Here is a 15,428-nt window from a genome sequence, read left to right as displayed (position 1 = left end):
AAGCAATTCGTGGTATGAATGATGTACTCCCTGATGTAACCAATATTTGGCGTTACATTGAGAAGGTATTTGTACGTTGTCTTTCTCGCTATGGTTATCAGGAAATTCGCTTTCCCATAATCGAAAGTACACAATTATTTAAAAGAACCATTGGTGAAGTTACGGATATCGTTGAAAAGGAAATGTACACCTTCAATGATCTTAATGGTGATAGCTTGACTTTAAGGCCTGAAGGCACTGCTGGATGCGTTCGTGCATGTCTGGAATATGGATTATTACATAATCAACAGCAAAAACTCTGGTACATGGGACCGATGTTTCGCCATGAACGTCCTCAAAAAGGGCGTTACAGACAATTTACCCAATTTGGTGTGGAAGCTTTTGGGATGTCCAGTTCTCTAATTGAGGTTGAACTGATTGCCTTGTCTCATCGCATTTGGAAAGAACTTGGGTTTGCTCAACAAGTTGAATTGCAAATCAATACATTAGGTGAATTGGCAGAGCGCCAGGCTTATAAAAATGTACTGGTTGCATATTTACGTGATCATTTTGATCAATTGGATGAGGACAGCAAAAAAAGACTTGATAGAAATCCATTACGCATTTTGGACAGCAAGAATCCTGAACTACGTAATCTGATCGCAAATGCACCAAAATTGATCGATGTACTCGGAGAGCAAAGCAAGGATCACTTCAATTCATTTTGTGAGGGTTTGCAGACTCTGGATATACCCTATACCATAAATCCATTTTTAGTGAGAGGCCTTGATTATTATGGGCATACAGTATTTGAATGGGTAACTGATAAACTGGGCAGTCAAGCTACAATTTGTGCTGGAGGACGATACGATTTACTGGTCGAACAACTGGGTGGTGCTTCAACGCCAGCTGCTGGATTTGCACTCGGTATTGAGCGAATCGTATTGCTAATGGAAACATTGAATCTGTTGGATCGGCATGATCCAAAACAATCTTTATATATCATTACAACGAATCATGAGGCATCGTTAAAAGGTCTTGCGATAGCGGAAGCAATTAGAGATGTTTATTCAAATGTTGAAATAATTACGAACACAACAAGTGGTTCGTTTAAAAGCCAGTTTAAAAAAGCAGACAAGAGCGGCGCTCGTCTGGCATTGATTTTAGGCGATGATGAAATAGCAAATAACCGAGTTGGTATCAAAGATCTGCGTGTTGAAACAGAGCAGATAACAATTAGTCAAAATGCTATTATTGAATTCTTGAATAACTATCTTGGATGAGTGCGGGAGAACAAAATGTCAGTGTATATGACTGAAGATGAACAGTTAGAAGTAATTAAAAAATGGTGGAAACGATACGGTAATTTGGTCACTGTATTTTTGTCCGTCATTCTTCTTTGTATAGCTGGGTATAGATACATGCACTGGCATCAGGATAAATTAAAACAGCAAGCATCAATAACTTATGAGAATATGATGGTTGCCTTTTCAAATCAGAATATTAAATCCGTTCGTTCTTTCGCGAACGAGCTAATAAAAGATTACGACAACACAGTATATGCTGATGTTGCACATATGACTCTGGCAAAAATTTACGTCAGTAAAAATAAACTGGATAAAGCGCGAAGCGAATTACAAAAGGTAGCTGCTGGCAGTGAAATGAATTCCTTAAAGCAGATCGCCAAAATTCGAATTGCACGTTTAATGGCTGCGGAAAAATCATACACAGACGCATTAAACGAACTCAGTTCCATTGTTGATGAAACCTATTTACCGGTTATTAATGAACTAAAAGGTGATATTTACGGAGCAACTGGACAATATCAAGAAGCTATGGATGCTTATCGCTTGGCAATAGATGAAGTTAAAACAAATGGAATGGGTAACTTGTTTTTAGAAATGAAAACGAATGAATTGGCAATTAAAAATCAATCCATGAATGGTAATGAGAAAAAAGTCCAATCGGCTTAATGCTTTTGAACATAGGATTAAAGGTTTATGAAAATTAGAATATTAATGTTGTTACTCTGTGGAATTATGCAGGGATGTTCTCAAGTTGATGATTATCTGCTGGGTAAGGATAATACTCCCAAACCTAAAGAGCTGGAGGAAATTCAACCCAAGATTAAAGTATCCCAAAACTGGACTGCTCCAGTAGGAAAATCACGCAAGTACAGTGAGTATCTTAAGCTCAAGCCCGTCATTCGTGGCGATCTTGTTTATACTGCTGATACTAGCGGGATCGTACAAGCGGTAAATAAAAAAGACGGGCAGGTCAAATGGTCTACTCAATTGAATCACGGGATCCTGAGTGGCCCAACTGTTGCTGATGGTTTTGTAGTTGTCAGCACGAATGCGTCTACTTTAGCTTTGTTAAATCAGGCTGATGGGAAAGAAGTGTGGCAGACAAAAGTATCAGGGGAAATTTTATCTCCGGTCGCCTTATCACATCAAAAAATTGTAGCAAAAACTATTGATGGCAAAGTATTTGCCTTTGATGCTATTAATGGTAAGCAATTATGGTCTGCAGAACATGGTTCGCCAAGCCTTGTCTTAAAAGCAAGCTCATCTCCAATAATTATGGATAATTTGGTGTTGATAGGTTTCTCAGATGGCAAACTGGATGCTTTGGAACTGGATACAGGTCGTCTTGTATGGCAAAGAAGCATTGCTTATGCTACAGGAGCTAGCGATGTTGAGCGATTAATTGACATCGATTCTGATCCAATTATAAAAGATAAAGTAGCCTATTTAGGTAGCTATCAAGGGTATATTGGTGCTTTATCTTTGACTGATGGCCAGTTTATCTGGAGGAAACCAGGATCTGTATTTAAAAATATGGTCTTAAGTGCCAATACCTTATATTTGACTGACAGCCATGATGTGGTCTGGTCCTTGGACAGGTCTACAGGGCATGTTAATTGGAAACAAACTGCGCTTAAAGCCAGAGGGCTAACGGAGCCAGTTATTGTAGGTGAAGATATTGTTGTTGGTGATAAAACTGGCTACCTACACTTCCTGGATTCCCAAACGGGCGAGTTAATGGCGCGCTCTCAATTATCTGCGGGAGTTAGTATTTCGCCAACTGTGGCTGGAAGGAATCTGTATGTATTAACAGACAATGGACTGCTTAATCAACTGTCTGTGAGTTAAAATAATGATTCCAGTAATTGCTCTTGTTGGGCGTCCTAATGTTGGCAAATCAACGTTATTTAATCGATTAACTAAAACGCAGGATGCTCTTGTTGCTGATTTTCCTGGCCTTACCCGTGACAGGCAGTACGGACAGGCCTTGTATAATAATAAGCCGTATATCGTAGTCGATACTGGCGGGATTGGGGTAGATGATATCGCTGTTGACAGTTTGATGTCCAAACAATCCGCCATTGCATTAAATGAAGCTGACGCTGTTCTTTTTTTGGTAGATGGTCGGTCTGGTTTAACGGGGATTGATGAACAAATTGCGATTAATTTGCGAAAACTGAACAAAAAAGTTCATTTGGTCGTTAATAAAACAGAAGGTTTGGATGATGATATTGCCTGCTCTGATTTTCAATCGTTAGGCATTAGCGATGTTCACTCGATTTCAGCTGCTCATGGAAGTGGTATTAGCTCACTATTAGAGACCATTCTTCTTCCATTTGCGATTCCTGAAGCGAGTGATACGGTACAGGACAATACTATTAAAATAGCTTTTGCCGGAAGACCCAATGTTGGAAAATCTACTCTAATTAACAGAATATTAGGCGAAGAACGAGTTGTTGTGTTCGATATGCCAGGAACGACACGAGACAGTATCTCTATTCCTTTTGAACGTGATGAGCAGAAATATGTCCTTATCGATACTGCAGGTGTTCGCAGAAAATCGCGTGTGGATGAAAAAATTGAAAAATTCTCTGTAATTAAGACACTACAGGCCATTAAAGAATCTAACGTTTGCTTACAATTATTGGATGCAAAAGAAGGGATTACCGATCAGGATATGAATTTACTTGGTTTTATTATTGAATCGGGTAAAGCTTTGGTCATAGCCTTTAATAAATGGGATGGTCTGGACGAGGAGCATAAAGAAAGAGTTAAAGAAGAATTAGCTCGTCGCCTGCATTTCGCAAATTTTGCTAAAGTCCGATTTATTTCAGCATTGCATGGTAGCGGAGTAGGCGGGTTGTTTAAAGACATCAATGAAGCCTATGAGTCAGCTACGCAATCCTTCTCAACACCCCGATTAACCCGCTTATTACAGGACATCAGTACTAAGCATACACCACCGTGTGTGAGTGGACGAAGAATCAAATTACGTTATGCACATATTGGTGGGCATAATCCACCAGTCATAGTAATTCATGGCAACCAGCTTGATGCATTACCGGATAGTTATAAGCGTTATTTAAACAATGAATTTATTAAACATCTTGGCTTGGTAGGAACTCCTTTAAAAATTGAATTTAGGGGTGGAGCAAATCCCTTTGCCGAGAAAAAAAATAAATTATCACAACGGCAGGTCAATAAAAAGCGAAGACTTATGAAGCGAGTTAAAAGCAAAAAATAGAGATGCTGAAGCTTTTTTATCTTTTGGCTTGATGTTGAACTCCGTATACACTGTGTCCAATTATTTTGACTAGCACTTTCTATTCATTGTTTTGGCCAAAATGATGGGCTAGATAGGTGCTAAGTTTTGGTAAAATAAATTCAGGTTTAAGCTCTTTAAAAAGTTCAAGAGCATTCTCCTTTTGTTCCGTATCTTGAGTATTCACATATAAATCTGGTTTAAAATCAGATAGGTGTACTGCAACGTGATTTGTGTCATCTTCAAAAGTCGACCATTCCATTTTACAAATCCAGGGAGAAAAAATTGTAAATGAAGATTTATCAAGCGCTTTAGCAATGTGGATTGCGCCACCTTCATTACCAATAATCGCATCACATTCATTCATGATGGCAATAAATGTTCTTAAATCATAATTGGATAAATTTAAAAAAATATTTCTTTTAGCATTATCATTACATAAATCATAAAGTTTTTGTGCTTCAACTTTTTGATCAGGTATAAAATTAAATAAAATATTCACGTCGACTTGACTGGCTATTTGATTCACTAAAATAGCCATATACTCAAGAGGATATGTTTTTAATGGGCTGCTTCCCAAAACGTTAAGCATTACGTTCCTTTTAAATGGGATATGGTGTTTTTTTAATAATCGTAAACCCCTTTGTTTTTCATCTTCAGAAAGATAAATTTTAGGATGGCGATCAGGAACGTTTTTGTTTAAAAAGGGTTTTATTAAGAGAAGTTTTAAATCAATTATACGCCCAGGAGAAGAGTTCGTTACTAATTCTCGTGAAAAGTTATCTGTGTACAGAAATGTTCTAAACTTTTTCCTATATGAGATCCTGCGTTTTGCATTACTAAGCCAAACAATAATCCAACTTTCCAACTTACTATAGGCATCAATCACAATGTCATAATGTTCTCGCCTGATTTGCAAAGCAAATTTTATAAAGGAACGTAAACTAACCTTATGTTCCTGATGTAAGGTAATAATCCGGTTGATGTAAGGATTTCCTTCTAATACAGGCAGAGTTTCTACATTGACCAAGTAATGAATCTCTACTTCCGGCATTATCCTTTTTAAGTTATTACAAATAATACTACTTGTTAAAACATCACCAATTTTTTTATGTTGTATGACCAATATTTTCATTTTTCAACTTTTTACGGTACAACGTGATGTATCATCAGAATATATCGATACATATAACACTTAGTTACCATTGGCTCTTTTGGGTAATTATTTAAACAGTATCTGGAGAGTATTGAATACTTCAATCTTATTTTTAACTGCTCAACTAAATAAAAAGGATTTGGATTATAGCTAATATTTATATAAATTTAACTACTTTTTAATGTACCGAGGGACTGTATATAAATTTGTTGTCCTCTGATGACGAAATTGAGGTATTAAAAACAACGAAAACCTGTATTAAATGCTATTTTTCTTATGTGGCTTTTCGCAACCGGAACACTCATAATGGCTCTTTTTTATCGGAGTCTTCATTGAGGGGAGTAATTTTAGTACTTCAGATTTATCTAAAGCAAATTTGATACGATTAAAGGTGACTCAATACCATATGATTGAATCGGATTTTAGCCAGGCACAAATGCAATACAGGTACGTTTTACAAAACGATGCTGAGCGGTTAGACATTGATTAACGCATCATTGCAAAATGCCAATTTCTCATCCAGTAATTTATCCAGTTGGCATTTTACAGGGGCTAATACTCAGAATACGATTATTGATCATGCAATTTTAATGGTTTCACACATCACAGCAGAGCAATTGGCTCATGCGAAATCCTGCGCATGTGCCGTCTTGCCGAATGGAACTGTGGCACCAGCCAACCCCAATGAACGCTGCCAACTGAAGTGGTCATAATGTAACTGAATTTTGGTCAGAGGGTGCCGATTCCCTATCTAAAAGTAGGTGGATTTGTGTTGCCAATGAATTATTGACTGATGAAAAATTATGGATTGATGGACCCATTTATAAAAAAGAGCAGGGTGAGTGAATTCATTCCTCACATAGAGATTACGGCTCGAAATCAATACTCATTCCAAGCGTAGTGCTTTGAATGAGTCCATCGTGCTGATTTAACTCCACTGTGTCTTAAATAGGATACTTTAAATTTTGAATTTATCAAAAATCATGCCAGTCAAGACTGTTTTTTAAATTTTTTTGTTGATATCATTATGTTGCAAATACTCAATTCATTCGTTATCTCCTGTGGGTATTTTTTTTATCATCCCGTTATTTTTCTTTAAACTAAGCGTGCTTCTAAAGACAACCCCTTGATGGATAAGGCTTATCTTGTTTTGTTCACTGCATATGCCTTACTTACTTATCCACACTTTCTGTGGATATCTCTGTGAATACGTGGAGGATATACAAGCAATTCCAGCACTTAGACAAATGCAATATTTTTTGGCAAGATCGGTTAAATTGCCCCGCCATAACAATAATCCAGGCCCTACTTTGAACAGTTTTTCAGCTTCCAAACGCCTGCCGTAGCCCACGCAATCTACTAATTTGGCAAATCGATCTTCCCAGATGGGTAACATGTCTTTTATCACTCGAATTGGTTTAAAAAAGAAAGGTAATTTTTCAATCTGAGGTAGAAGCGCTTTTAATGATTTCTCTTGTAATGTGTGTTCAATCTGTTCTTGAATATTTTGTTCAGTTGCAGCTATTGTTTTTATTCCTAACACGAGAGTGTTTTAATATTGTACAGATAGGGAGGTATTTATCAGTTTTTTTATTTTACAGGTGGGTTTTTCTGAGCGCTCTCCCATTAATACCCAAGCCCCAAAATGAACATTGTTGTTCGTTCCCATGGAAAAATGTAAATATTATCTTAGCTGACAACATTTTGCGACAGAACCTCATTTTTTACCCAGGGCAATCGGGTTAATCCAAGAAATATCTTGGGTTAACCCGATTGCCCTGATTTTTTACCCATAAACAATATTAAAGGAGCCCCTCCCTCATCCACAATCGCTGCTTGAGCACGTTTTACCCGCTCTTTTAGTTCGGGTGGTGTAGAGAAAAATTTGGGACGTTGCGACAACACAGGTTGTGGTAAGCCTGATTTTGTAGCCAATATTTTTGCATAGACAGCCTCTGCAAAAGCCTCTCCTCGAAGGAGTATAACCTGATATTGAAACGTTGCAGTTGAGCCAACTTGCTTATAGGCAAGAAATATTGGATCACCTAATTTTATTGTACCGGGTGCGTCCAGGCCTTGTCGCTCTAAATCCGGATGGGTACCATTGAATGCAATAATAATTGGGCGTCCTGTAACTTCAGACAAGGCATGGATAACCGTCTTAAAAGGAGGCTCTCCTTCTTGAAACAGGTCTTTTCTTGCATGATTTCTCAATCCACTGATAAATGCATCAAAAGAGCCGTTTATCAATGGTTCGTAATAATCTTTATTTTTAATAATATGCAACGCAACCTTGGAACGTAATCCTGCGACAGGAATGTTACAATGAAGGGAAATCGATTCAAATAATCCATCTCCCTCTACAGGCAGCGATTCGATTTGTACTGGATTGAAACAATCCAACAAATGTTGTTTAAATAAAACGGTGATATAAAGCTGTCTTAGATCGGAGTTTAGGCAATCCGGGTTTTGCAGGGTAGCCAATTTGTCTTTTAGATCACTATACAACATAATGGCTTTTTGATTAATTAAAGAAACATCACCCTGAGCTATCAAGTCTTCAATTTCTTCCAGATCCAATTTGATATTGTTGCTGATAATGTTCGCTTGTAGGGAGCGATAATTTGCTAGTGCCAGGCAAGCATTAACGAAGCTACGTGTATAAAACCACACATTTCGAATAGAGTCCTGTTCTAGGGTAATGGTGTTGGCAAGGGTTTCAAAAAAGGTGTTGCGAGCGAAAATCTCGGTTATTCCATCAAGAATGGTATCCTGATGTTTACAGATTAATTGCTGACCCGCATTACTTTGCATGTTTTTTATCAATAAACTGTAGAATACATACAAAGGATGTTCTGAAATGCGACCATCCCGATCACGCATCAGGTCATGCACCATCTGGTGCAAGTAAGGCATGTTAATTAAACTACCAGCAAGTTTTCGCACATAAGTCAATTTATCTATTTTGTCAGGGCCTTGGCGGAGCAATAGTGCAATGGACAACAGTTCCTGCGCTGTCGAAAAAGCTGATGCTGCATTACCAATCATGGTACTGAATGATTGGGCGCAATTAGCCAGAAAATGGTGTTCTAACCATTTCTCGAAGTCTGGTTTATCGAGAAGATCTTTAATGTCATTTTCATAGAGCAGCTGCAATAAAAAATCAGCAATAGATGTAGCCAGTTTTGCAACGGTTACATAAGGCGTTGCTTTGTTGAAAACACCTTGAGCAACCTCTAGTCCTTCAGGTTTTGCATCAGCCCCGCTAGTCACCGCAACATAGCTATTGTAAAAGGATAGCGCTTGAGGTTCCGGTAAACCAGTTTTTTGGATTATTGCGGGAATTGGGTCTGACAGCATTTGCGCCATCGATTGATTGATATACGTGCTGATTGCGGCGAACGAATTACTAACAACCCGATGAAGATTAGCAAATTGTTGATCAGATAGATGCAGAGTTTGTTTTATTGCGTCAGGAACGAGCTCGCAAATCACATCAACAGTAAGATCGCAATAAGACACGTTTTTACCCTGGCGGATAAATTTTCGATTACGCTCATAAAAAAGATCTTCTATTATTCTCCTTGCAACTTGTTCTGAATGCAGAGTGTAGTGTTTGATTAATTCCTCACTAGATTGACTTTTTTCCTGATCGATAAGATCAGACGCTTGCTCTAACTGAGGGAGCTCGCCAGATTCTTCTTTACTAAGTTGACTCTTTATCTGGTCAAGAAGATCAGAAGTGTCGGAAAATATCTCAACCCATAAGGTTGTTATTTGTTCCTCAGGAGAAAGCAATCCTAAATTCTTTTTTGCCAGTTGTTTTTCATCCAACAAGGCGGTAAGCCTGTAAAGGGTTGTGATCCTGTGCTCTAATCCTTCTTCCAGAGGAAGTTTTTTTAAAGACTTAAAATCTGCGACCAGTTCATCTATATCCTTCTTTACGAGTGCTCTAAAATGCTGGCTAATGATTAATTGACGTTCATCAGTGCAATAAACTTGATGTTGTTCAATGAGTGATAAAATATAGTCATTTGGTGCATTTGCGGTTATTAATGTCTGGATAAATTTACAAAATGCCTGGTGTTTATTTTCTTTGTGTTCACCGATGTTTTTTTCATCATAAGAAAAAAGAAGCTCAAATGAATCCAGATAGGCATGATATTTTTGTTCAAGCTCACCTTCTACGTAGATTGTGCAGGCTTGATTAAATTCAGATTGAAGATTGATATGAATCTTATGATTGACAGCAAAGGTTTTTTCCTCGTTAATGGTGTTAATTTGTTCATTTATCCCAAATTGTGTCTCAATTTTATTTATTAGAATATCAAATAATGCGCTAACCTGTTTTTTATCAATATCAGGAATAAGTAAAAATGCTTGTTCATATGCGACAAATTTTTCTTTAATTTCTTTTTCAGTTAAGTCTCCGTTGATGTAGGCTTTGTAAGTATCCTCAATTTCAGATTCAATTAACGAGTTGCCAACAATCATTTTTCCATCGTTATTTTTATTAATATTTTTAAGTTTATCGATGACTTTCCTGATTTGTTCTTGCTGATGTTGTGATTGTTGTTCAAAGTAAGCAGAAAGAGGATCTAATGAATTTTTATAGGCAATATGCTTTTCTTCAAATTTATTATCGTCGATCTTCTCCTCCAAGAAGTCGTTACAGCCCTTATAGTACATGGATCGATAGTTGTTACTCGCATCCTTATTATGAATATAAGCATTATGCGCTTCATTGTTATTCCATTGGCTTTTAAGTTCATTGATTTGATCGATAGTTTCTTGAGTCTGAGTCTGGGTTTCGAAATAACTAAAAAGTGGCAGGTATGAGTTTTGACATGCGAGAAATATGTCATCATAGACCTCCTTAGTCATTGTTCCACTCAGGTAGCCATTAAACGCTTCGTAAAAACGAGAACTACAAGTACTCTTTAAATAATAATTTTGTATAAAGAATTTATAATCCCTGTTATGCCCTCTTTGAACGTTTATTTTCGCTATTTCTGCATTATTTGCATTTCTTTCATCCGTGTGTACCCCTTTTTTCTTATTTATTTTTTCAAGAAAAATAATTCTGTTTCTCAATACAGCATCCTGTTCCTCAAATAGATTATTGAAATCAGTTAGCTGCATTGTTCCTGCTATGGTGTCATGAGCTGCCTGCTGCATTTTGATATCTGTTTGGAGGCTTAGTATTTGGTATTTATTTCTTTCAATGAGTAAATTAACTTTAAATCTGTCTCTGCCATGCAAGGCCTCCTTAATAACTATCAAGTTGTTAATAATTAACTCCACATTAGATATACGAAGTTTGATCAGATCATCTAAAAATATTTCTTTATTTAAATAACGTCCATATGCATTCGTAATGCCTTCTTCCAATTTGAAATTATTAGCTTCTGCTTCCAAGGCTGTTATGCTTCTGTCAAGTTGTGGAAGTTTTTCTTCTACAACTGATCGAATGACAGGTAATAAATTATTTTGAATAAAATTATAGACAGGATATCTTACCCTGTGGCCACCAATCTGGTACTTCTTTGTGTCAGGCTTATAAGACTGATATTGAAATAAAAAATTTTGCGCTTCAGGGAAAAAGTTATTTGTTTCAACTCGGAGTGTTACTAATAACGCATCTTGCTTGTTTTTGTCGCTTTCTTCAGTGTATGCATTATATAACTCACAAATTCTATTATATTTTCCAAAAAAGTTTTCCTCACAATCCCTTGTTATAATTTTTCCCTGTTTCTTGACCGCATGGGCTTCTCGCTCCTGATACCTTTTTTCATCCCAATCCATGAAATGTTCAATAACGGGTACGGCAACTGCCCCAAATAAATCTGAAAATGTTTTATTTCCATTAAACCAGGAATGCGTCTCGGGTGTTTGATTGGAATCCGGTTTAAAATTTCCACGAGGCAAGTTATAGCCAAATGAGGTTGTTACGCCAACCTGAAAACCATCTGGAGAAAAATGAAAAGACAAATCTAATTTTGGTGGTAAAGGCGTTTGGGGTCGCAACGTGTTAGCCACGTTGAGGGGATCAATTTGATATTCTTTAATCCAGTGTTTTAGAGGGGCGAAATGGAATCTGTCGTCGTCACTGGAAGCAAATCCAGATAGGTCAGATAACGATTTATTACTGCTTGAAGCGGCCGTCGTATTTTGTACCGGGGTTGTAAAGTCAACTTGGCTTGGCTGCTGCAAGGTATTACTGATGATATCGCCCTTAAATTTTTTAGATGGTGATGAGCGTAATTGCAATTCATGATAGGCTTGTTGAAGACTTAGGCTGGCTTGCAGTGTTTTGGCTGGATCGGCCGGTCTTGGGTATCCAATAGCGCTGAGCGCTGAATCATGCTTTGCATAGATTGTATCAGTAATGAATTGTTGTCCTAGATTGATAACGCTACCCACTGTTTTTAACAGACTGATTTCAATTGGAGTAATGGACCCTTCGTCCAGGAATCTGGGCAAAGGCGTTTTGAGGCTCTCATCGTCGCACGTTGCAAAAGGCGAACCGTACAAAGCAAGGTTTTGAGATACTTCCTCTGCGCTTAAAATTTTACCGATTCTCTCCCGATATTCATGCACAGCTGCCTGGTGTGCCGCAACAGAATCAGCACTAACGGAGTCCTCTATGCTTCCAATAAGACCAAGCGTAGTCAGGTAGGGTCCTGCACACAGAGAGATGAATGACCAATAACTACACATTGCCGCGAACTCACCAAGAGAAGCTGATGTAGCTATTGTTGTATGTAAAATCGGACTCTGTGATTCAAGGTAGTTATAATGTTCATAAGCTTGGATATATGACTGATAGTACCCATAGAGCGTCAGCAGCCCTAAACCACCAAACTTAAGCCCATTGGATATTAACTCCTTTCGTGTCATTGCGCATCCCGGACCGTGGATAGGCTGTTTTGCTGGCAAGGCCAAGTCTCTTGGTGGCACTAAAAGATCAAATTCAGATAAATGAGTTGATTGCGTCGCCATTTTGGAAACAGGAACAATTTTCTTCCTGTTCATTTCAAATTCGATGTAGTCATTTAGCGCTTTTAAATAATCGGGAGCTATAGACCAGCAAGCCTTTTCAGAAATTGTCAAGGCGCTCATCGTATGGGTAATGTGCTCAATGCGCATGACGTTCACACCAAGATAACGACGAGGATATTTAAAAATATATGAGGCAACTGTTCGCTCTTCAATGGACAACGCTCCAATAGCACGTCTTTTCATATAATCTTGAAAGTTAGTGCACAATGATCGTCTAATGTTTTCCTGGTGATCAAAAGCCTCTATGCCAAATGTTGATTGCCGACGATTAGCAAGCGGCAGAACGTGATGCGTTAATTCGTGAATAATCGTTCCTCGAAGAGGGCGCATCCCGCTTGTTCTGGTCGCCGCCAGATGAATTTCATCGATTACGTTTGGTCCATATATGAAACGACCGAGGGCACCACGTTGCAAACTTTCAGTATCAAATGCGATTATCTTAACTTGTCCTGATTTTACTGACTCTTTAGCCATTAGTATGATGTTTTCACAAAGTGGAGAATGCCAATGATTCCATTCAGCTTTTTTCAGCGTATTGAGAACAGTACCAGCTACTTTTTCATTTTCTGCATAAATTTTTATTCCTTTATGCTCAACCAACCAAAAAGTTGATGTATCATCAATTAAAGTTATTTTTTGTGATTTATTTTTAGCATTTGGCATTCTACTGGCCTCTTTCGTTATTCAACACACTTCTACGCAACTTTAATTCCATACGCAGTCTCTATTGGATTTGAATCTTGTCATTATTTTCGATACTCGTTGAGACTGCGATGATGAGAATGTTTTAATCAATGGGGGGAAGATTAAATCGATAAACCTGCTGACTGATTAGCTTCTTCAGGATTTTTTGAGATCCCCATCTCAGCCAAAAGCATATCTAATGATTTATCTGCTGGCTGCCTGAGAGGTACAAAATGGTTTCCATTCACATGCCCAATAAATAGAGGAAGATTGCCTGATTTGAAATAGTGTTCTTCACCATAAAAAAGAGGCTTATTGGAAGAATTTTCCTCAACGACAATGACCGGAATTTTATTGCTGTCACAAAAGGCTCGAATGGCAAGTTCGTCAAAATAGGCTAATGGTGTACTTATCGCATTGCGATAGTCTTCGAGATTATCACAGTGTTTCTCATCATTAACCCCTAGCGGAATTGTTTGTGGAACAAATGCGTTTTTGTAATCCTCAGAAGAACCTAGCTGTTCATAAACTTTTTTCCGGAATAATTGTTTTAACCATTGACGATAAGGTGACGTTAAACGTTCGACAGACTCACCACGATAAGAGTTATCTTTTTTCAGATGTGTTTGCTGCCAACTGTGATAAAAGATCACGCTGTCGTAACATTTGCCAGACATCTCGTGACCATAATCGTCAAAATACTTGTCTGCTGGAAGCAAGGCAATGACAGCATCAAGAAAACAATCACCCGGTTCGTAAGGTGCATTTTTAATTTCAGTCAATCCATAAAGATATTTCGACGGGTGGACATATTTTTCCGTTACCGAAGGTTGTGCAAAAAAAGTCTCTCGTTCGACGGGCGCTGACAAACTTTTGCTGGATGATCCCGGTGCGATTCCAATCAATGAATTGAATTGTGCTTTGTAGGTCGTATGTTTTGTTTTTAAGTTGCCAAGCACCTTGGAGGTTTTCTCAGTCACCTGTGCCAACTTGTTGCTCTTGATGATATTCGAGAGATAACTGATGGCACGCTCCAGCTCTTCTAAAAATAATCGTGGATTTTTTAATGTGTCGTCGTTCACTTCAACAACTGGTGCATGGGATTGCTCAAATTCGTCCCACAACCCATTTTCATCGACAAATAGCTTAAGTCTCTTGTAACGCTCAACAACTGAGGCAAACTCACCACGCAGCTCAGTCAGTTTAAAACGCTTGCTTAGGAGCCTTACCGTTGGTAGATCCAGGCTTTCCTCAACATTCGCAAGCATTTCCTTAACTTGAGTAAGCTCGTTATCTGCTGCCACCAAATCATTGAGAGTTGCCATCACACTTTCACACGCTCCTATAAAATTATGATGGCCATTTGCTCGGGCAAGATCAATAAAATACGTGCTCGTGATATCAGCCCCCTGTGTTATTAACCAAACCGCCACATCAGTCGCACCGGCTTCCGCAGCATAATCCAGTAACGTCCAATTTTTTCGATTTCTACTGTTTTTACCATCATCTAAAATGGCTTTCCCGCTTGTATGAGCCATGCTCGCTATTAAACCCCAGGCAATGAGCGGGGCTGGCACTAGGGTAACTAATGCCCCAAGTCCCATAACCGAAACGTTGAACAGAGCGGGAACATTTCTGAAGGTACGAAAATTAGGATATTGACAAGGCCGATTGATATCATCAGGATGCTCTAAGATAAATTTTTTTATAAAATTCAGATCATTTTCTGCTGCTTTTTCGTATAGACTTATCTCTTCTTTTTCTAACATTGGACTCTCTACTAAATCAAGGACGGCTTGAGGCTGATTAACTATTAATTTAACTGGACTTTAGCCGGCGAGAAGCCTATCAAATCAATATCAGGACGTCAACAAAGAGAGCTTGATGTCGAATAAGCAAACAATTTATCGCCCCGGAGGGCAGAATAACGGCTCTACACCAATTAAGGGGGAACTTTAATCAAGTTATTATAAACTAA

Annotated in this window: 9 protein-coding genes; 5 read left to right on the top strand and 4 right to left on the bottom strand. The window is 38.2% G+C overall.

Going from position 1 to position 15,428, the window contains the following annotated elements:
* Nucleotides 1–14 precede the first annotated feature (14 nt).
* The 4 genes from hisS to der are packed head-to-tail and all read left to right on the top strand — an operon-like array spanning nucleotide 15 to nucleotide 4,530.
* Nucleotides 15–1,262 (top strand): histidine--tRNA ligase, encoded by a 1,248-nt coding sequence (gene hisS / locus G543_RS0111640; RefSeq protein ID WP_218564103.1) that lies wholly within the window; start codon nucleotides 15–17, stop codon nucleotides 1,260–1,262.
* A gap of 15 nt (nucleotides 1,263–1,277) precedes the next feature.
* Nucleotides 1,278–1,952 (top strand): YfgM family protein, encoded by a 675-nt coding sequence (locus tag G543_RS0111635; RefSeq protein WP_028384674.1) that lies wholly within the window; start codon nucleotides 1,278–1,280, stop codon nucleotides 1,950–1,952.
* Nucleotides 1,953–1,979: 27 nt separating this feature from the next.
* On the top strand, nucleotides 1,980–3,134 hold the full coding sequence (gene bamB, locus G543_RS0111630) for an outer membrane protein assembly factor BamB (protein ID WP_028384673.1): 1,155 nt from the start codon (nucleotides 1,980–1,982) through the stop codon (nucleotides 3,132–3,134).
* A gap of 4 nt (nucleotides 3,135–3,138) precedes the next feature.
* Nucleotides 3,139–4,530, top strand: coding sequence for a ribosome biogenesis GTPase Der (gene der, locus G543_RS0111625; protein ID WP_028384672.1), 1,392 nt, complete (start codon nucleotides 3,139–3,141; stop codon nucleotides 4,528–4,530).
* 79 nt (nucleotides 4,531–4,609) lie between these two features.
* Here der and G543_RS0111620 read toward each other — a convergent pair whose 3' ends face one another.
* Nucleotides 4,610–5,683 (bottom strand): glycosyltransferase family 9 protein, encoded by a 1,074-nt coding sequence (locus G543_RS0111620; RefSeq protein ID WP_028384671.1) that lies wholly within the window; start codon nucleotides 5,681–5,683, stop codon nucleotides 4,610–4,612.
* Nucleotides 5,684–6,186: 503 nt separating this feature from the next.
* On the opposite strand from G543_RS0111620, the gene G543_RS0111615 reads away from it, so the two are divergent.
* Nucleotides 6,187–6,417 (top strand): pentapeptide repeat-containing protein, encoded by a 231-nt coding sequence (locus tag G543_RS0111615; RefSeq protein WP_028384670.1) that lies wholly within the window; start codon nucleotides 6,187–6,189, stop codon nucleotides 6,415–6,417.
* A 455-nt stretch (nucleotides 6,418–6,872) separates the two neighbouring features.
* Here G543_RS0111615 and G543_RS0111610 read toward each other — a convergent pair whose 3' ends face one another.
* From G543_RS0111610 to G543_RS0111600, 3 genes are all read right to left on the bottom strand, one after another.
* A complete protein-coding gene (locus G543_RS0111610) occupies nucleotides 6,873–7,247 on the bottom strand; it encodes a hypothetical protein (protein ID WP_028384669.1) in 375 nt (124 codons plus the stop codon).
* Between the two features lie 221 nt (nucleotides 7,248–7,468).
* Nucleotides 7,469–13,429 (bottom strand): OTU domain-containing protein, encoded by a 5,961-nt coding sequence (locus tag G543_RS0111605; protein WP_028384668.1) that lies wholly within the window; start codon nucleotides 13,427–13,429, stop codon nucleotides 7,469–7,471.
* 143 nt (nucleotides 13,430–13,572) lie between these two features.
* Nucleotides 13,573–15,219: an OTU domain-containing protein gene (locus G543_RS0111600; protein ID WP_028384667.1), complete on the bottom strand. Its 1,647-nt coding sequence runs from the start codon at nucleotides 15,217–15,219 to the stop codon at nucleotides 13,573–13,575.
* Nucleotides 15,220–15,428 lie beyond the last annotated feature (209 nt).

The sequence above is a fragment of the Legionella moravica DSM 19234 genome (assembly GCF_000423305.1).
GTDB classification, from domain to species: domain Bacteria; phylum Pseudomonadota; class Gammaproteobacteria; order Legionellales; family Legionellaceae; genus Legionella; species Legionella moravica.
This window is presented reverse-complemented; position numbering and strand designations above follow the sequence as displayed.

Bases quoted from the DNA above. Each gene is read 5' to 3' on its own strand.
- hisS (WP_218564103.1), top strand. From the start codon at position 15: ATGAATGATGTACTCCCTGATGTAACCAATATTTGGCGTTACATTGAG.
- G543_RS0111635 (WP_028384674.1), top strand. From the start codon at position 1,278: ATGTCAGTGTATATGACTGAAGATGAACAGTTAGAAGTAATTAAAAAA.
- bamB (WP_028384673.1), top strand. From the start codon at position 1,980: ATGAAAATTAGAATATTAATGTTGTTACTCTGTGGAATTATGCAGGGA.
- der (WP_028384672.1), top strand. From the start codon at position 3,139: ATGATTCCAGTAATTGCTCTTGTTGGGCGTCCTAATGTTGGCAAATCA.
- G543_RS0111620 (WP_028384671.1), bottom strand. From the start codon at position 5,683: ATGAAAATATTGGTCATACAACATAAAAAAATTGGTGATGTTTTAACA.
- G543_RS0111605 (WP_028384668.1), bottom strand. From the start codon at position 13,429: ATGCCAAATGCTAAAAATAAATCACAAAAAATAACTTTAATTGATGAT.
- G543_RS0111600 (WP_028384667.1), bottom strand. From the start codon at position 15,219: ATGTTAGAAAAAGAAGAGATAAGTCTATACGAAAAAGCAGCAGAAAAT.